A 17893-nucleotide genomic window follows, 5' to 3' on the forward strand; every position below is an offset into this window, starting at 1 on the left:
ATGGGAAGGCGACAGGTCGGGGCGGCGGACGCCTCCCCGACCTGTCGTTCAACCTAGCGGCAATCAGCCGACGGTGATCTCACCGCTGATGATCTGCTGCTTGAGTTCCTCGATCTCGGCAGCGAGCTCGTCGTCCACGTCGGCGTTCGGGCCGTACGGCGCGAGGCTGACGCCGCCGTCCTCCAGCGTGCCGCGGTAGACCTCGTTGTTGAAGCTGCCGCTCGCGGAGTCGAGGATCGCCTTCTCCACCGCGACGTCCATGCCCTTGACGACCGACGTGAGGAGCGAGTCGCAGTACTCGGCGGCCGAGACGCAGCCGTCGGTGTCGACCCAGATGCCCCACACCTCGTTGTCCTGGGCGGCCTGCAGGCCACCGAGGCCGGCGGGGCCGGCAACCGGGAAGATGACGTCGGCGCCCTGCCCGATCATCTCCTCGGCCAGGGACTGGCCGGCGGTCTTGTCCTCGAAGTCGTTGGTGAACGAACCGGCGTCGGGGTTCTCCGGGTCCCAACCAAGGACCTTGACGTCAGCGTCGTTCTCCGTGTTGTAGTGCTCGACACCCTGCGCGAAGCCGGTCATGAAGATGGTCACGGTCGGGATGTTGAGGCCACCGAAGGTGCCGACCACGCCGGTCTCCGACTTCGCCGCGGCGAGGTAGCCGGCGAGGAACGACGGCTGGCCGGTGTCGAAGGTCAGACCCTTGGCGTTCGGCGGCGGGTTCGGCTCGAAGGTCTCCGGGTGGAGGAATTCGTAGTCGACGATCGCGAAGTCGACGTCCGGGTTGGCCTTCGCGGCGGCCCGGGTCGCGTCACCGAGGAGGAACCCGACCGTGGTGATCTGGTTGCAGTCCTGGTTGACGAGCGAGTCGATGTTGTCCGCGAACTGCGAGGGGTCGCTGGACTCGGCCTCGGCAGTCTGCACGCCGTAGTTCTCAGCGGCGGCCTCCATGCCGTCGTGCGAGGTCTGGTTGAACGACTTGTCGTCGAAGCCGCCCGAGTCGGACACCATGCACGCCTTGAAATCGGGGAACTGCTCAGCGTCCTCGGTCGGGGAGCTCTCGGTCGAGGTCGGCGTGTCGCTGGCGCTGCTGTCGCCGTCGCCGTCGTCTTCCCTGTCACCGCATGCCGTCAAGGCGAGAGCCGCGATGGCAGCCACCGCAGCGATTCGAGCCGTTCTCTTCACGGCGTCCTCCATATTTCGTCGTCGCGCCCCACGGCGGGGCATCCCGTGCACCCTAACGGCGAGTTTCGGTGACGGGGGCCGTTGCAACGGAAATTTCTAAGTTGTTACCAAATGGGTGATGACGACCCGCTGCCCACGGTCACCCGTTCAGCGTCCGGGCGGCGACGGCGGCCAGGACCCGGGCACCAACGCCGACCGCCTGCTCGTCGACGCGGAGGTCGCCCTGGTGGAGGTCGTAGGTCGCTCCGCCGGGCGTCCGGGTGCCGAGGCGGAACATGGCGCCGGGGACACCCGAGAGGTACCACCCGAAGTCCTCGCCGCCCAGGCTCTGCGGCACCTCGGTGCGGTGGTGGGTGCCGAGCACCGCGTCGACCGACCGGTTGATGATGCGAGCGCTGGTCGTGTCGTTGAAGACGGGCGGCACGCCCTGGAGGTAGTCGACCGCGGCGGTGACGCCGTAGGGGCGGACGATGTCGAGCACCGCCTCGCGCACGACGGCTTCGACGCCGGCCCAGGCGACGGAGTCGAGGATCCGCACGGTGCCGGCGGCGAGGCCCTGGTCGGGGATCACGTTGGGGGCGGACCCGGCGCGGAGCATGCCCCAGACGACGCTGACGCCGGCGCGCGGGTCCATCCGGCGGCTCAGCACGGCGGGCAGCTCGCTGGTGATCTTGGCGAGGGCGAAGGTCAGGTCGCCGGTGAGGTGAGGACGTGACGTGTGGCCGCCGGTGCCCTCGACCCGGACCTCGATCCGGTCGGCGGCGCTCGTGATCGCGCCGGTGCGGACACCGATCGTGCCGACGTCGACGGCGGGCTCGGCGTGCAGCGCGAAGATCCGCTCGACCTCGTCCAACGCCCCGTGGTTGAGGAGGTGGACGGCACCGCCCGGCATCACCTCCTCGGCCGGCTGGAACAGCAGCCGCACGCGGCCGGCGAGCTGTCCGCGGCCGTGCGCCTCGGCGAGGGCGTGGGCGGCCCCGACGAGCGCTGCGGTGTGCACGTCGTGCCCGCAGGCGTGGGCGACGCCCGGGACCGTGCTGGCCCACGGGTCCGGGGTCAGGTCGTGGACGGGCAGGGCGTCCAGGTCGGCCCGGAGGGCGACCACGCGCTCGCCCTCGCCGATCTCGGCCAGCGCCCCGCTGCGCTGCGAGGGGGTCACCCGCCAGCCGATGTGCTCGAGGATCTCGACCACCCGGTCCGTCGTACGACGCTCCTCCCACGAGAGCTCGGGGTGGCGGTGCAGGTCGCGGCGCAGGTCGATGAGGTCTTCGGCGTGCTTCTCGACGACGTGGTTGATCACCCGCTCGACGGAGTCGGCGGCACTCGGGTCGGGGGTCGTGGGCATCAGGACGAGCCTAGCCCTGCCGCAACGGCCCGTCCGGATCGGATCCGGACGGGCCGCCGCGACGAACGGGTCTCAGGGGGTGTAGCGCACGACCTTGCCCGCCGGCGCGTCACCGGGCTGGCCGGAGAGTCCGGACAGCACGTTGACCGATGCGTAGACGAAGTCACCCTCGAGCTCGACGGCTGCCGGGAACGGCACCCGCACGAACGTGCTCTGGGCTCCGCCGCCGGCGGCGATCCTGGTGATCTTGCCGGCGAAGAGCTCCGAGACGAAGACGTCGCCGTTCGCTGCGACGTCGAGGCCGGTCGCGCTCACGAGATCGGTCGCGATCTGCGTGTGGTTGCCGTTCGCCGGGTCGACCGTGAAGACACCGCCCGGGACCGTGCCGTCCTCAGGTCCTCCGGGCAGGCTGGAGACGTAGAGAAGGCCGTCGGGGCCGATCTCGACGTCGGTCGGGACCGGTTCGAACCTGTAGGAGTGACCGACCGCGCAGTCAGGGAGGTCGGCCGAATCGGCGAACTCCTGGGTGATCTCGACCGGGATCGCGGGCAGCACCGCGAGCGTGCTGACCGTCCCGTCGCGGCGCACCTTCAGGATCGAGTTGCCCGCCGCATCGGCGACGTACACCGGTCCGCCGGCGGTGGCGGTGCCGTAGGGGTGGGACTCGACGATGCCGTCGTACTCCTGCGGCGGCGCCTCCGGCCCGGTCGGCCACTGCGCGGCGCACTCCGGGGAGAGGCTCGGGGCGCCGTAGGTGGCCTCCCCGTCGGGGTTGGTGGCCTGCTCGTGGGCGCCGAGACCCGCGACCCGGCGGACCTCGCCCTTCCAGGTACGCCGCATCAGGGCCGCGCCGTGGACGAACCAGACGCCGCGGCGGTCGACGGAGACAGCACCGACCTCGGCGCCCTTCTTCGAGCGGAACAGCAGCTTCCGCGGCTCTCCGGCTTTCTTCAGGTACAGCTCGCCGGCGAAGTTGGCGCTGTAGACGATGGCGCCCTGGTTGGTCACGGCGACGCTCAACGGCGAGAGCAGGCCGTGGGCGAGCACGTCCCTGTCGCTGGGAGCGGACGTGGATGCCGTCGCATCGGGTGCGACGGTGGTGGCGAGCGCCGCGAGGGCGGCGACTCCTGCAGCGACGAGCCGTCGCGCGGACTTGGAGCTGGACACGCGTTCACCTCTCGGGAGGATGGGAGTACGAGTCGTGGACGCTACGTCACACTCACGGGCCGCCGAGGGTGAATGCTGGAAAACTCATCCCTGAGACGGATACGACGCGTCTCCACCCCGGCCCTCACCCACTCGGGCGCTCGCCGTACCTCTCCGTGAGCTCGGCTGCCCGGTCGGCGAGCACGACGGTGTCGGCCTGGTAGCCGTCAGGACCGGTGACCGACACGCTGATCACGCGCAACGGATCGACCTCGGACGCCCACACCGCCTCGACGACCTGGTCGATCACGGCCCCGGCGTCACAGCTGTCGCACCGGATCGTGAAGCTCACCTGCTGGGCGGTGGAGGCGTCGTCCCGGTAGACACCGTCGACCTTCGTGAAACCGCCGTCCGTGCCGTCGATGTCGGCCGCGATCGCGTCGACGATCTGCTGGTTCTGCGTCGTGTCGCGCACCGTCCCCTGCTCCTTGTCCGAATCGGCGTCACACGCGCACACGAGCAGCACTGCGGCGAGTGCCGCGCCGCGGGTGAGCCGGCTCATCCGCGCTCCATCTGGAAGGTCGTCACCGTGCTGTCTCCGCCACCGCCGAAGTCGCCGAGCCCTCCGAGGGCGTCCACGACGGCGGCGTCGTCGGAGCCGACGATGTCACCGGCCTCCGTCACGTAGACCTCCGCGAGCCCGTGATTCGGGGTCGTGCCGCCGTTCTGCTGCTCGAACACGATCGTCGAGTGGTTGCTCTTGTCGCCGTAGGCCTCGCCGTCGAGGCGCGGCACGATGTCGTACTCGTTGACCAGCGACACCATCCGGACCTCCTCAGGGAGCTCGATGTGGTCGACCGGCGAGCCGGCCGTCAGGACGGCGTTGACCCGCCCCTGGACGTCGGTCTCGCCGTTGGCGATCGCCTCTGCCAGGCGCGCGGCGACGATACCGCCCTGGCTGTGGCCGATGAAGTTGATCTCGGCACCGGGCGGGACGTCCGCCAGCGCCTCGAGGACCGCCTGCTGGTAGGCGTTGTCGTCGCCCGCCACGGCCGCGAAGTTGGTGCCCATGTTCTGCACGAGCCCGGACTCGAGTCCCGGCGCGTCGAACGCCTTCGTGCCCGGCAGGTAGACGTTGTAGACGCCGTCGACCTCCTCGATCTGGAACTGGTCCTCGTGGGCGGCGACGTCGTCGAGTCGCTGGAGCGCGCCCTGGATGTCACTGGGGGACTCCGACTCGTAGGTCTCGAGCGCCGTGAGGCTCTCGAGCTCCTGGCTGTAGAGCCCCGCGAGGGTCGACGAGGCCTGCTCGACGTCCAGGGGGAACCCGATGAGGGGTTGCGCCCAGGGCGGCGCCAGGGTGCCCAACAGGGCGACGAAGCCGGGCGAGCTCGCGACCAGCTCCTCCAGCTGGTCGGGGTGCTCGACCAGCCACTGCTCCGGGTTCGTGAAGAGCCCCTCGTCGGCGAGCTCGGCGAGGTCGAGGACGGTCCCGGGCAGGCCGGCGGGCGAGAGCCTCCACGCGAGCTGGAGCGGCACGGTGTAGCCCTGTGCCCAGTCCCCCACGTCGTCCGCGATCTCCATCGCCCGGTCCACGGCGAGATATGCCTTCGCCTGTGCCTGCATGAAGAAGCCGGCCGCGGTCATCTTGACGCCGTGGGCCGAGAGTGCGCTCGGGCCGTCCAGGGCCGCCACCATCTCCGCCTCGAACGACGCGAACGTGCCGGGCGACAGCACGGCGCTGGCCAGCAGGTTGCCGTCGACGAGGAACCGGTGGCTCGCGGCAGCGACGCCGACGACCTCCGTGCCGGTGTCCCGGATGGCGCCGCCGGTCGCGTCCATGTCGTCCATGTCTGCCTCGAGACCGTGCGCCCCGCCGTGGACGTCGTACTCGCCGGTCACAGCCAGGCTCCCGCGACGAGGTTGCCGAGCTCGCCTGGGAGGTCGGCGCGCCGCCGGGGCTCCAGCGTGAGCGTCCGGGACGCTCGGTTGCTGGTGCGGCCGGACCACCAGCCGTCGCGGTCCAGGAACCAGACCAGCGCGTGCGGCGCGCGATCCCGGCCCACCGCGGTCACGTGCAGCACCGCCCGGGTACGTCGGCTCCACTCGTGCAGGCGGGTGACGTCGCGCGGGTGGAGGCCGACGAGCTCTCCCGTGGCGGCGAGGAGGTCACCCGGGACGTCGTCGTCGATCGCCGCGACCGGTCCGACGGCGGCGAGGGGGACGGAGAAAGGCTCGCGGCCCTCCCCGTGCCGGTCCGGCTCCGGGACCAGGGCGAGCAGCTCCGTCCCGATCGCGCGCGCGTCGAAGAGCGAGAGGGTGTGGGTGAGGCCGTCCCGCACCAGCGAGCCGCCCAGGTGCGCGTCGACCCAGTGGTAGCCGAGGCGGGAGACGTCCGGGCCTGCCAGCGAGACCCGGATCCGGTGATCGGCCGCTCCCAGCGCCGCGAGGTTCGCGGCGACAGCCGGCACCGGTCCGTCGTCATCGATCACGCCGTGGTCACGGAGCAGCGTCGACGCGCGGGCGAGATCGGCGCCGGCCAGCGCCACGTCGACCGGTTCGATCTGCAGCCGGACGTCCTGCGGCAGCCGCAGCCCGACCGACTCGGCGGACCGCTGCAAGGCCACCCACTTGTCCACCCCGAGGGCGATCCGGCGCGGCCGCGCCAACAGGGTGCGCTCCCCTACCCGGATCACGGCAGCAACCCCCCGATGCCCTCGATCACGTCACCCGCGGCGTCCCTGACCCCGCCGGCGAGGTCGCCGAGGTCGCTGAGCATGTCGTCGACGGCGTCCTGCACCTCGCTCGCGACGCTGCCGCCGAAGCGGGCGATGTCGTCGATCATGTCCTGGGTGATCTCGACACCCTCCTCGGCGAGGTGACGGAGATCGGCGATCCGGTCCTGGATCCACTCGATCCGGTCGCGGACGGCCGCCGCGTGCCTGCGCAGCGCGGCCGCGGCAGCGTCGAGACCGTCGGCGTCCCCCAGCAGGTCCGTCCGCAGACCGTCGCACTCGCTGCGGTAGTCCTCTGCCCCCGCGGACTGCCACGCCACGTTGGCGACGAGCTCCGCGAAGCGCCCGCACTCCGCCCGGACGTCCGAGGCCTTGCCCTCGATCTGGCCGGCCAGCTCCTCGAGCTGGTCCGGGTCCGCGAATCCCATGCCCCGCGCTCTTCCCGGTCCCGCCGCCCGGCAAACCGCGGCGGGTGGACCGCTCCGCGGCGTGCTCGACTAGGTGGTGGGCGGATCCTCGTCGTACGCCTGGATGAGCCGGTCGGCGGCGAGCGGCGCGGTCAGGTCACCGGCAAGGACGGCCGCACGCACCTCGGCCTGCACCGCCTTGACCCCCCGCGAGTGCCGCAGCCGCTGGTCGAGCTCGTCGCGCACCAGCGCCCAGGTGAAGTCGAGCTGCTGCTCGGCCCGCTTCCTCGCCAGCCCGTCGGCGCCGAGGTGGCTGCGGTGGTTCATGACCTGCTGCCACACGTCGTCGACGCCGACGTCGTTGAGTCCCGAGCAGGTGACGACAGGGACCGCCCACCCTCCGTCCGAGTGGCCACGGACCAGGCGAAGGGCTCCGGCCAGCTCCCTGGCGGCTCCCCTGGCCTCCTGCTCGCGGTCGCCGTCCGCCTTGTTGACGGCGATCACGTCGGAGATCTCGAGGATGCCCTTCTTGATGCCCTGGAGCTGGTCGCCGGTGCGGGCGAGAGTGAGGAACAGGAAGGTGTCGACCATGCCCGCCACCGTCACCTCGGACTGTCCGACCCCGACCGTCTCCACGAGGATCACGTCGTAGCCCGCGGCCTCGAGCACGGCCATCGCCTGCACCGTGGCGCGGGCGACGCCGCCGAGCGTGCCCGCGGACGGCGACGGCCGGATGAACGCGTCGGGGTCGGTCGACAGCCGCGCCATCCGGGTCTTGTCGCCGAGGACGGAGCCGCCGGTGCGGATGCTGGACGGGTCGACGGCCAGGACGCCGACCTTGTGCCCCTCGGCGGTCAACCGGCTGCCGAGCGACTCGATGAACGTCGACTTCCCGACGCCCGGCACCCCCGAGATCCCGACTCGCACGGCGTCGCCCTGCGGCAGCGCCGCGAGGAGGTCGCGCGCCTGCGCGCGGTGCTTCGCGCTGGTCGACTCGACCAGCGTGATCGCCCGCGAGACCTGGGCCCGACGACCCTCGCGGATGCCCTCGACCAGCCGGTCGACGCCCATCAGCCGGCCATCAGTGCTCGAGCTGGTCGCGCAGCTTGGCCAGCAGGTCGAGCGCCGACTCGGCGATGACCGTGCCGGGCAGGAACACCGCGGCCGCGCCCATCTCCTTCAGCGTCGGTACGTCGTCCGGCGGGATGACGCCGCCAATCACGACCATGATGTCCTCGCGGCCGTGCTCCGCGAGCGCCTCCTTCAGCGCCGGGAGCAGCGCGAGGTGGCCGGCGGCCAGCGACGAGACTCCGACGATGTGCACGTCGGCGTCGATCGCCTGCTGGGCGACCTCCTCCGGAGTCGAGAACAGCGGGCCTACGTCGACGTCGAAGCCCATGTCGGCGAAGGCCGACACGACGACCTTCTGGCCGCGGTCGTGGCCGTCCTGGCCCATCTTCGCGACCAGGATGCGCGGGCGGCGACCCTCGGCGTCCGCGAACTCGTCGGTCGCCGCGCGCACCTGGGAGAGCAGGGTGTCTCCTGAGTCGGCGGCCTCGTCGCGGTACACGCCGGAGATGGTACGGATCACCGCCTGGTGCCGGCCGTAGACCTTCTCGAGCGCGTCGGAGATCTCGCCGACCGTCGCCTTGTGGCGGGCGGCGTCCACCGCCAGCTCGAGCAGGTTGCCGTCGCCGGAGTCGGCGCTGCGCGTGAGGGCCTCGAGCGCCGCGTCGACGTCCGCCTGGTCCCGCTCGGCCCGCAGCCGCTCGAGCTTGGCGATCTGCTGGCGGTAGACGTCGTCGTTGTCGACCTTCAGGACCTCCAGCGGGTCCTCCGCCGGCAGCCGGAAGGTGTTGACGCCGATCACCTTCTGCGCGCCGGAGTCGATCCGCGCCTGGGTGCGGGCGGCGGCCTCCTCGATCCGCATCTTCGGGATGCCCTGCTCGATCGCGGCGGCCATGCCACCGGCGGCCTCGGCCTCCTCGATGTGCGCCCACGCCCGCTCGGCGAGGTCGTGGGTCAGCTTCTCGACGTAGTACGAGCCCGCCCAGGGATCGATCGTGTACGTCGTACCGCTCTCCTGCTGGAGCAGCAGCTGGGTGTTGCGGGCGATCCGCGCCGAGAAGTCGGTCGGCAGCGCGATCGCCTCGTCGAGCGCATTGGTGTGCAGCGACTGGGTGTGCCCCTGGGTCGCGGCCATCGCCTCGATGCAGGTGCGACCGACGTTGTTGAAGACGTCCTGCGCGGTGAGGCTCCAGCCGGAGGTCTGGCTGTGGGTGCGCAGGCTGAGGCTCTTGGGGTTCTGCGGGTCGAACTGCCGGACCAGCCGGCTCCACAGCGCGCGGGCCGCGCGCATCTTGGCGACCTCCATGTAGAAGTTCATGCCGATCGCCCAGAAGAAGGACAGCCGCGGCGCGAACTGGTCGATGGTGAGGCCGCTCTCCAGGCCGGCGCGGATGTACTCCACCCCGTCGGCGAGGGTGTAGGCGAGCTCGAGGTCGGCGGTCGCCCCGGCCTCCTGCATGTGGTAGCCGGAGATCGAGATCGAGTTGAACCGCGGCATCCGCTGGCTGGTGAACGCGAAGATGTCGGAGATGATCCGCATCGACGGCGCCGGCGGGTAGATGTAGGTGTTGCGGACCATGAACTCCTTGAGGATGTCGTTCTGGATGGTCCCCGAGAGCTGCTCCGGCTTCACCCCCTGCTCCTCGCCCGCCGCGATGTAGAGCGCGAGCACCGGCAGCACCGCGCCGTTCATCGTCATCGAGACGCTCATCTCGTCCAGCGGGATGCCGTCGAAGAGCGTCCGGGTGTCGTAGATCGAGTCGATCGCCACGCCGGCCATGCCGACGTCACCGCGCACCCGCGGGTGGTCGGAGTCGTAGCCGCGGTGGGTGGCGAGGTCGAACGCGACGCTCAGGCCCTTCTGGCCGGCCGCGAGGTTGCGGCGGTAGAAGGCATTGGACTCCTCGGCGGTGGAGAAGCCGGCGTACTGCCGGATCGTCCACGGCTGGGTGGTGTACATGGTCGGGTAAGGACCGCGCAGGAACGGGCTCAGGCCGGGCCAGGTGTCGAGGGATCCATCGTCCGCGAGGGCGGCGACATCTGAGGGTCCGTACGACGGCTTGATCTCGATGCCCTCCGGGCTGTGCCAGCCCTCGCCGGTCGGCGCCTCGACCGCGGCCTTGGCGCCCGCGAGGGGCAGCCCGGCAAAGCTCTTCGGAATGCTCACGACAGCTTCTCCCTGGTAGCGGTCAGGAACGCCAGCGCATCGACGCCCAGCGCGCACGAGTCGTCAACCACCTCGAAGATGTCGGTGGTCGAGCTTGTCGAGACCCCGGCGATGATCACGTGCTGGGCGCCGGCGCCCCGCAGCGCTTCGACCGCGGCCGCACCCCACTCGGCGTAGGCGACGTCGTTGCCGGCCAGGCACACGACCGGTTGTCCGGCGTACGACGCCAGCAGCTCGTCGACACCCGCGGTCGGCCCGGCGACCTCGACCGCGATGCCTCCGGCCGCGAACAGGTTGGAGGCGAACGTGGCGCGGGCGGTGTGCTGGGCGACGGTGCCGAGCGTGGCCAGGAAGACCGGCCTCGCCGCCGGTTCGTCCCGCATCGCCTCGAAGGATGCGCCGTAGCGCGCCGCGCGGTCGTTGAGGGGGTCGGCGTCGCGGACCGGGAGCACCTCGGCGAGGTTGGGGAACTCGGTGACGCCGGTCAGCGGTCGCCGGCGGCGCGCGACCTGGCGCTCGCGCTCGGCAACCGCCGCGGCGATCCGCTCCCGGAAGGGGGTGAGGTCGTGGCCGCCCTCCCACTCCTCCTCGAGCTCCTGGAACGCAGCCCACCCGGCGGCGGCGAGATCGGCGGTGAGCTGCTCGACGGCGTAGGCACCTCCCGCGGGGTCGGCGACCGCGGCGACGTGGGACTCGTCGATCAGCAGGTGGCTCACGTTGCGCGCGATCCTCCGGCCGAAGGCCTCGGGTCGGCCGAGGGCCGCGTCGAACGGCAGCACGGTGATCGCGTCGGCACCACCGACGCCCGCGGCGAACGCCGCGACGGTGCCGCGGAGCATGTTGACGTAGGGGTCGTACTTGCTGAGCATCGGCCGGCTGGTCACCGCGTGCTGGCGCTGCGCCACGTCGACGTCGGCCGGGAGCCCGGAGTGCTGGAGCACGCTCGCCCACAGCTGCCGTGCGGCGCGGAGCTTGGCGATGGTCGGGAACTGCTCGTCGGTCGCGGCGTACCGGAACTCGATCAGGTCGGCCGCGTCGGCGAGGTCGAAGCCGTGGTCGGTGAGCCAGCGCAGGTAGGCGACGCCGACGGCGACGGACCAGGCGAGCTCCTGGACGTCGCTGGCGCCGAGGTCGTGGGCAGCGGTCGCGTCGACGACGATGGCGCGGACGCCGGCCGCCTTGGCCTGGGCAGCGAGGTCTCGCAGCTCGGCGACGGCCTCGTCGACCGCGAGCGGCAGCTCGCGCAGCATCGCGCCGAGCGGGTCGGCGCCGAGGTTGCTGTCGGGGTGGAGGTCGAGTCCGCGCTCGTCGGCGTACGCCAGGAGTGCGCGCGCGGCCTCGGTCGGCACGGTGGGCGCATCGAGGACGACCGGCGCCAGGTCGAGGAGCACGCCGGCCAGGACCGCCGCGACGTCGGTCGTCTCGTCGGCAGCGACCCACAGGCTGGTCACCCCGCCGTCGAGGTCGACCAGGGCCTCCTCGTTGGCCAGCTTGGCCTCGGAGTGCGAGACCAGAGCGCGGATGTCCCACCCGCCGACCCGGCTGGGCCGGACGGCCGGCTCCGGGGCACCGGCGACGCCGAGCGGCGGGATCGCGATCCCGTCGAGGGTGGCGTGGGTCAGCTTGTCCCAGACCAACGCGTCGGGGTCGGCGTCCGTCATCTTGCGGGTCTTGCGCAGGACGGCGGCCGCGGCCGCCTCCCACTCCGCCTTGCTGTGGCTGTCCTCGGGCTGCGCGAGGGCAAGGGAAGTCGCGGCGTCGGCTGGTCCGTCGACGTCTGTCATAAGGCGCACCCTACGAACCGCCACGTGGCGGTCGCCACAAGGTGTGAGGTTTGAGACGTCCGGGATGTGGGCGGGAGGGGCGACAACGGTTCGTTGCGACCGCGGGTAAGCCAGCTCCGATGCCCGTGCGGCCCTCCTGGCATTGGGAGGGCGGCAGGGTAGGAGGTGCGCGCTCTGGCAACGTCACCAGACCCATGCCAGTGGGGTTGCGGGACGTAGGTGGTTGCGACCGAAAGGGCTTTGGACGAGGGCGGAGGTCGGGGGGTGGTCGCCGCGGCCGGCTCACGAAGGCCGAAATCCAAGCCGGAATCTCCCGAATTGCCCTTGGCTTCACGTTCGAACTGGTGTACGATTGGTCGTAGGTCGCAAGACCCATGTCGTCCACGAGACTCAGCTCTAGGACACCCCGGCACCAGGCCACCGGACACACCCATTCACGTGTGCCCGAGCAGCCGAAGGGGTCCGGATGAGCGTCCAGCCGCAGACGCAGCATCCGATCGTGGGTGCGGTCGCGGCGGCCCGGGAGTCGGTGAAGACCGTCCGCGAGGTGCAGCCGACGTTCATGGCACCGGCCCAGAAGCAGGCCGCGGTCCTCGAGCTCGACGCGCTGGAGGCGACGCTGGCCGAGCTGCGGCTCCGGGTGCTCGCGGGCGCCGCCGATGCCGCCGATGAGGCCGGTGCCCGCGACGTCGGTGCCTGGACCGCGCAGCTGACCCGCGCAGACCTCGCCGCTGCGAGGGCCGATGCGCAGTTGGCCGAGGCCCTGGACCGCCGGTGGACCCAGGTCGCGGCCGGGATGGCCGACGGCAAGGTCTCGCTCGCCCAAGCCAGAGTCATCGCCCACGCGTTGGAGGCGCTGCCCGCCGATCTGGACCCCCGCCTGGTCCTGGACGCGGAGGCGCAGATGGTCGCCTACTGCGCGGAGTTCAACCCCACCGAGCTCCGCCGGCTCGGCCGCTACCTCCTCGAGGTCGTCGCCCCGGACATCGCCGAGGCCGAGCTCGCCAAGCGACTCGAGAACGAGGAGCAACGAGCCCGGGAGAAGACCAGCCTCCGGTCGAAGGTGATCGGTGACGGGCTAGCGCGGACCACCATCGTCCACCCCGTGCTCGACCGGGACCGGTTGCTGACCTACCTTCACGCTTTCACCTCACCCCGCAAACACCACGACGCCCTCGGTGGGGAGGAGGACCGGATCCCCTACCCCCGCCGCCTCGGCCAGGCCTTCTGCGCGCTGCTGGAGCACCTCGACCCGACCAAGCTCCCCCAGCACGGCGGCGACAGCACGACGGTGATGGTCACCATCGGACTCGACTCCCTCCGCGCCGAACTGAGCGCCGGCAGCACCGTCGGTGGCGAGGCGTTGTCGGCCACCGCGATCCGCCGGCTGGCGTGCAACTCCGCGATCATCCCGGTCGTCCTCGGCGGGAACGGCGAGATCCTCGACCTCGGCCGCAGCCGGCGGTTGTTCTCACCGGCCCAGCGCAAAGCCATGCGGCTGCGCGACCAACGCTGCCGGAGCGAGGGCTGCACCGTCCCCGCCGCCTGGACCGAGGCCCACCACCTCAAACCCTGGGCCGCCGGCGGGAACACCGACCTCGGCGACGGCATCCTCCACTGCAACTACCACCACCACCTCGCCCACGACCCCACCCACACCGCCGAACGACTCCCCAACGGCGACATCCGCTACCACCGACGCACCTGAACCGACGACTCCGCGCCGAGGTCGGTGGTTCCGCCGACGGCGTCCTCCACTGCAACTTCCACCCACCACCTCGCCCACGAGCCCCACCGGTTGGCCGTCGTTGCCCGTTGATGAATGACCGTTTCAGCCGCACCGAGGGTGACACCCACCGACGACCGGGCTTGCGTCCATCTCGGTGAGAAGGTGTCACGCGTGACTGACCCGACCGAGCTGCTCGAGCGGTTCTGGGGCGTAGCCGACGCCCGTGTCAGCCGGCTGGGCGGCGGGATGAACTCGGAGACCTGGCTCGTGGACCACCAGGGCGCAACCTATGTAGCCAAGTCAGTGTCGCCTGCTGCGCTGGCGGATCTGGTCTCAGGCTGCGAGGTCGCCGCAGCGCTCGCTGATGCGGGGTTCGTGACGGGACGACCCGTCCCCACCCGGGACGGAAGGATCGCGTGTACTGAGCCGCCTCTGGCCCTCCTCGAGCGCGTGTCCGGCCGCGAGCTGGACGGCGAAACCGCTGAAGAGCAACGCTGGATGGCCCGCACGTTGGCCGGTATCCACGCCGCCAGCGGGCCAGCCAGTGGACCGAGCACAGCTGCCTTCGCAACAGACTGGATCTCACCGCAGTTGCCAGGTGTCGAGGCTCATCCCTGGCTCACCACTGCCATCGGGGCGGTACGAGCGGAGACCGCACAGCTGAAGGTCACCTGGTCGCAGTTGCACACGGATCCGGCGCCGGAGGCGTTCATCCACGACGACAGCACGGGAGTGACCGGCCTGATCGATTGGACCGGAGCGCGGAAGGGGCCGGTCCTGTACGACGTCGCGTCTGCAGTCATGTACCTGGGCGGACCAGACCGGGCCACGGCGTTCCTCGACACCTACCAGTCCCACGGTCCGCTCGCCGCGCAAGAGATGCAGTACCTCGATGCGTTCCGACGTTTCCGCGAGGCCGTCCAAGGCGCGTACTTCGCTCGTCGGCTGGCCGTCAACGACCTCACGGGAGGGATCGATCAGGCCGAGAACCACAAGGGCCTCAGCGACGCCCGGAGACGAATCGTCGCGCTCGGCCCTGGTGCGGGCTAGAGTCCGCCGGTCGTTCCGGCATCATCCTGCCCATGAAGGTCAGCTACAACGACGAGAAGTGGCGCGTCACCCGGCGCTGGCTGCCGTGGCGCCGGCGGGTCCGCGGGGCGGGCAAGGCGTGGGACCTGGTCCCCAGCCTGCCGGCCGGCGACGACCCGGTGAGCGGCGCCATCACGCTCGTGGTGCTCGTCATCTTCGCCCCGGTCATCGCGGTCGCGGTGGTCCTGACGGTGCTGGCAGCGATCGAATTCGCGGTGCTCCTGCTACTGGTCCCGTTCCTCGCGGTCGCTCGGATGGCCTTCGGCCGGCACTGGGTGGTCGAGGTGCGGCGTGGCTTCACGCCGTACTACGAGGAGCACGCCGGCGACTGGGCCGCCAGCAGCGAGCGGATCCGGCAGCTGGCCGCGTCGATCTCACGTGGCGACCTGCCGCTGCACACCCTCGGCGACGACGCCGGACCGGTCAGCCCCAGTTAGGCAGCTGTTGGAGCGACCACCGGTTGCCGTCGGGGTCGGCGAAGTAGACGAAGCGCCCCCACTGCTGGTCGTCGACGGGACTGACGTCGATGCCGCGCTCGGTGAGGTCGGCGTGCGCCGCGTCGGCGTCGGCGATCACCGCCTGCATGTTGTCGAGCGAACCGGGCTCCATCGTCGTCAGGCCCTTCCCGATCGCGATCGAGCAGGCCGACCCCGGCGGGGTCAGCTGCACGAACCTGACCTCGTCGCTGACGGTGTGGTCGTGATCGACCACGAACCCCGCCCGCTCGTAGAACTCCTTCGCCCGATCGACATCGCTCACGGGCACGGCCACCAGCTCGAGCTTGATATCCATGGCGGACAACCTAGGCAAGGCCACCGACAGCGCGACAGGCCCTGCCGAGCTCGGACCCCAGGCGTTCACCGGACATCCACCACCGGATGGGCAACCTGAAAGGTCGCCCGCCCAGGTTGGGACCATGCGGATCGCACTGGTGACGGAGACCTTCTACCCGGCCGTCGACAGCACCACGACCACGCTGAAGGCCACGGCCGACCGGCTGGTCGATCTCGGCCACACCGTCCGGATCCTCGCGCCGGGCCCCGGCTTGGCGTCGTACCGCGGCTGCGAGGTGGTGCGGGTGCGCCCCCTCGAGCCGACCGGTGGGCAGATCAGGGCCGCCATCGACGGGTTCGAGCCGGACCTGGTCCACGCCGTCTCGCCGCGGTTCGTCGGTCGCAAGGCACTCAAGCACGCGCGCCGCACTGGCGTCCCGACGCTCGTCGTCGAGCAGTCGCCGATCCTCGACCTGGCCGCCGACTACTGGCGGGCCAAGGTCGCCGAACGCGCGGACACGTTGCTCGTCACGGCGCCCTGGATGGTCGGCCGGGTCGCCGAGCTCGGCGCGGACGCCGCGCTGTGGCAGCCGGGTGTGGACCCGCTCGCGTTCACGCCCAGGCTACGCGACCCGTGGCTGTACGACTCGTGGTCGCGCGCCCGGTCGAAGGACGGCCCACAGGTGGTCGTCGGCTATGTCGGCAGCCTCCACAAGCGCAACGGCGTACGCCGCCTCGCCGACCTCGCGGCACTTCAGGGGGTCCGGCTCGTGGTGATCGGTGACGGACCGGAGCGGGACTGGCTGGAGAGGCGGCTGCCGGCCGCCCGGTTCACCGGCCCGCTCCACACCGGCGACCTGACCGTCGCGCTACCGACCCTGGACGTCCTCTTCCACCCCGGCGAGCACGAGACGGACTGCCACGCCCTGCGCGAGGCCGCGGCCTCGGGCGTCCCGGTCGTAGCACCCCGCTCGGGCGGCGCTGCCGACGTCGTCCGCCACCTCGAGACCGGTGTTCTCTACGACCCCGCCGACCACCGCGACCTGCGCCGAGCTGTCGCCGCCGTCGCTGGCGACCGTCACCGCGGTCTCCTCGGCCAGGCGGCCCGCACCCACGTCGCGCGCCGTACCTGGGTCGACGCCGTCGACGAGCTGGTGGGCTCCTACTACCGGGGCTCGACCACGACCTCGCCGCTCTTGGGGGGCAACCGGAACGACGTCACGGTCGAACCGTCGAGGCGGCGCAGGGCCGACGGCAGTCTCACCCGCACGGTCTGACTGCCGGGGTTCACGAACGCCAGGCCGTTCCTGAACCGACGCTTGTAGATCCCGTTGCCGGTGCGCACCATCTCTCCTTCCGGCGGTCCGAGACGGTTGGGCATCGAGTACGGTGCGTTCGCTCCTGTCGCTCCGGCCCGGTCGCGGGAGCGGGTGAAGACGAAGTACGAGTTGCCCTTCGCGGCCATGAGGAAGGACGCCATCCCGTACGCCTGCCAGCGTGCTGCCTGGGCGTCAGTGTGGTCGACCCACAGCTTGACCGAGAACAGGCCGGCGACGTTGTGCTTCTCGAGGTCCCGGATGACCGCGACGTTCCGCAGCCACTGCGCTCTGTCCGGGAAGTCACCAACGTCCGTCGCGGAGCCCCGCAGGAAGTTCTCCATCAGCACCGCAGGTAGTCCGAGGGCGAGAGGCCGGGACTGCACCGGGTCGCGCCAATACCGGTAGTCGTTCGAAACGACGTTGAACACGTGGACAAGACCGGGAGACCTGGCGCGGAGCGCGGCGGCATGCTCGGCCTGCGCCTTGCGGTACTGCCGCTGGGTGTACTTCACACCCGTGGACGGGTTGACCGGGATCCCGGTGAACTTCTGGTCAGGCGAGAAGATGCCCAGTCCCATCGAATCCATGAGGCACCCGTCGTACCTGGCCATAGCCACGCGGTCGCGGCACTCGCCATCGACCCACCGTTGCCAGACGGGGCTCGTGTTCGACATCAGCGTGCTTCCCCAGATGCGCGACGTGATCCGGCGTCCGTCGGAGTCGTGTGCGAACGCCGACTCACGCAGGTGGCGCACCTTGTGCTCCTTCGCCAAGGTGCCGTTCTCGTAGGCGAGGATCGTCAGGTCCGGGTTGGCGCGCCGCATAGCACGGACGTGGTCGCCGAACGCAGCGGGAGCCGCTGTCACCAGATCGTGTCGCTTGGCGATCCTGATCGCTCTGGCCCGCGAGTAGTCGTGCACGAGGGACATGTGGGTCGGTGCCCACGTCAGTGCGACGCCACCCGGCTTCGGCGGCGCGCCCGGCCGTGCGGGCTCCGCCGAGCCGACCGCCGGAGCGGTCAAGATCGAGGCGGCGAACACCGCCACCGTTGCTGCTGTCGCGCGCTTCAGGAGCGCGCGGCTTCGTCTGTGTCTCATCGACCCTCCCGGTCACATCCCCCCAGGCCCCGGACACCCTAGACCAGCACTG

General features: G+C 71.0%; 16 protein-coding genes. 4 read left to right on the forward strand and 12 right to left on the reverse strand.

Going from position 1 to position 17893, the window contains the following annotated elements; translation table 11 throughout:
• Positions 1-63: 63 nt before the first annotated feature.
• The 10 genes from SHK19_RS16795 to SHK19_RS16840 all read right to left on the reverse strand — a co-directional run bounded on the left by SHK19_RS16795 (position 64) and on the right by SHK19_RS16840 (position 11834).
• Positions 64-1155, reverse strand: coding sequence for a BMP family lipoprotein (locus tag SHK19_RS16795; protein ID WP_322936917.1), 1092 nt, complete (start codon positions 1153-1155; stop codon positions 64-66).
• Between the two features lie 166 nt (positions 1156-1321).
• The gene (locus SHK19_RS16800; RefSeq protein WP_322456425.1) at positions 1322-2527 is read right to left on the reverse strand and encodes an amidohydrolase; all 1206 of its coding nucleotides are present in this window, start codon (positions 2525-2527) and stop codon (positions 1322-1324) included.
• Between the two features lie 72 nt (positions 2528-2599).
• Positions 2600-3694: a ScyD/ScyE family protein gene (locus SHK19_RS16805; protein WP_322936918.1), complete on the reverse strand. Its 1095-nt coding sequence runs from the start codon at positions 3692-3694 to the stop codon at positions 2600-2602.
• 124 nt (positions 3695-3818) lie between these two features.
• A complete protein-coding gene (locus tag SHK19_RS16810) occupies positions 3819-4235 on the reverse strand; it encodes a hypothetical protein (RefSeq protein ID WP_322936919.1) in 417 nt (138 codons plus the stop codon).
• On the reverse strand, positions 4232-5575 hold the full coding sequence (locus SHK19_RS16815) for a lipase family protein (protein ID WP_322936920.1): 1344 nt from the start codon (positions 5573-5575) through the stop codon (positions 4232-4234). The genes SHK19_RS16810 and SHK19_RS16815 overlap by 4 nt, the downstream gene beginning before the upstream one ends.
• Positions 5572-6369, reverse strand: coding sequence for a hypothetical protein (locus SHK19_RS16820; RefSeq protein ID WP_322936922.1), 798 nt, complete (start codon positions 6367-6369; stop codon positions 5572-5574). Before SHK19_RS16820 ends, SHK19_RS16815 begins: the two co-directional genes overlap by 4 nt.
• Positions 6366-6836 (reverse strand): hypothetical protein, encoded by a 471-nt coding sequence (locus tag SHK19_RS16825; protein WP_322936923.1) that lies wholly within the window; start codon positions 6834-6836, stop codon positions 6366-6368. The genes SHK19_RS16820 and SHK19_RS16825 overlap by 4 nt, the downstream gene beginning before the upstream one ends.
• 69 nt (positions 6837-6905) lie before the next feature.
• Positions 6906-7886, reverse strand: coding sequence for a methylmalonyl Co-A mutase-associated GTPase MeaB (gene meaB, locus SHK19_RS16830; protein ID WP_322456419.1), 981 nt, complete (start codon positions 7884-7886; stop codon positions 6906-6908).
• Between the two features lie 10 nt (positions 7887-7896).
• On the reverse strand, positions 7897-10050 hold the full coding sequence (scpA, locus tag SHK19_RS16835; RefSeq protein ID WP_322936924.1) for a methylmalonyl-CoA mutase: 2154 nt from the start codon (positions 10048-10050) through the stop codon (positions 7897-7899).
• Positions 10047-11834, reverse strand: a complete 1788-nt coding sequence (locus SHK19_RS16840; RefSeq protein WP_322936925.1) for a methylmalonyl-CoA mutase family protein — start codon at positions 11832-11834, stop codon at positions 10047-10049. The genes scpA and SHK19_RS16840 overlap by 4 nt, the downstream gene beginning before the upstream one ends.
• 466 nt (positions 11835-12300) lie before the next feature.
• On the opposite strand from SHK19_RS16840, the gene SHK19_RS16845 reads away from it, so the two are divergent.
• The 3 genes from SHK19_RS16845 to SHK19_RS16855 all read left to right on the forward strand — a co-directional run bounded on the left by SHK19_RS16845 (position 12301) and on the right by SHK19_RS16855 (position 15089).
• Positions 12301-13542: an HNH endonuclease signature motif containing protein gene (locus tag SHK19_RS16845; RefSeq protein WP_322936926.1), complete on the forward strand. Its 1242-nt coding sequence runs from the start codon at positions 12301-12303 to the stop codon at positions 13540-13542.
• Between the two features lie 192 nt (positions 13543-13734).
• Positions 13735-14613, forward strand: coding sequence for a phosphotransferase enzyme family protein (locus SHK19_RS16850; RefSeq protein WP_322456415.1), 879 nt, complete (start codon positions 13735-13737; stop codon positions 14611-14613).
• Positions 14614-14645: 32 nt separating this feature from the next.
• Complete coding sequence (locus tag SHK19_RS16855; RefSeq protein ID WP_322456414.1) at positions 14646-15089, forward strand: hypothetical protein; 444 nt, start codon at positions 14646-14648, stop codon at positions 15087-15089.
• On the opposite strand, the gene SHK19_RS16860 is transcribed toward SHK19_RS16855, so the two are convergent.
• A complete protein-coding gene (locus SHK19_RS16860; protein ID WP_322936927.1) occupies positions 15076-15444 on the reverse strand; it encodes a VOC family protein in 369 nt (122 codons plus the stop codon). The two genes, SHK19_RS16855 and SHK19_RS16860, sit on opposite strands and share 14 nt — an antisense overlap.
• A gap of 124 nt (positions 15445-15568) precedes the next feature.
• On the opposite strand from SHK19_RS16860, the gene SHK19_RS16865 reads away from it, so the two are divergent.
• The gene (locus SHK19_RS16865; protein ID WP_322936928.1) at positions 15569-16702 is read left to right on the forward strand and encodes a glycosyltransferase; all 1134 of its coding nucleotides are present in this window, start codon (positions 15569-15571) and stop codon (positions 16700-16702) included.
• Here SHK19_RS16865 and SHK19_RS16870 read toward each other — a convergent pair.
• The gene (locus SHK19_RS16870; RefSeq protein WP_322456411.1) at positions 16591-17841 is read right to left on the reverse strand and encodes a putative glycoside hydrolase; all 1251 of its coding nucleotides are present in this window, start codon (positions 17839-17841) and stop codon (positions 16591-16593) included. The genes SHK19_RS16865 and SHK19_RS16870 overlap by 112 nt on opposite strands.
• Positions 17842-17893 lie beyond the last annotated feature (52 nt).

The sequence above is a fragment of the Nocardioides bizhenqiangii genome (assembly GCF_034661235.1).
Classification (GTDB): Bacteria; Actinomycetota; Actinomycetes; order Propionibacteriales; family Nocardioidaceae; genus Nocardioides; species Nocardioides bizhenqiangii.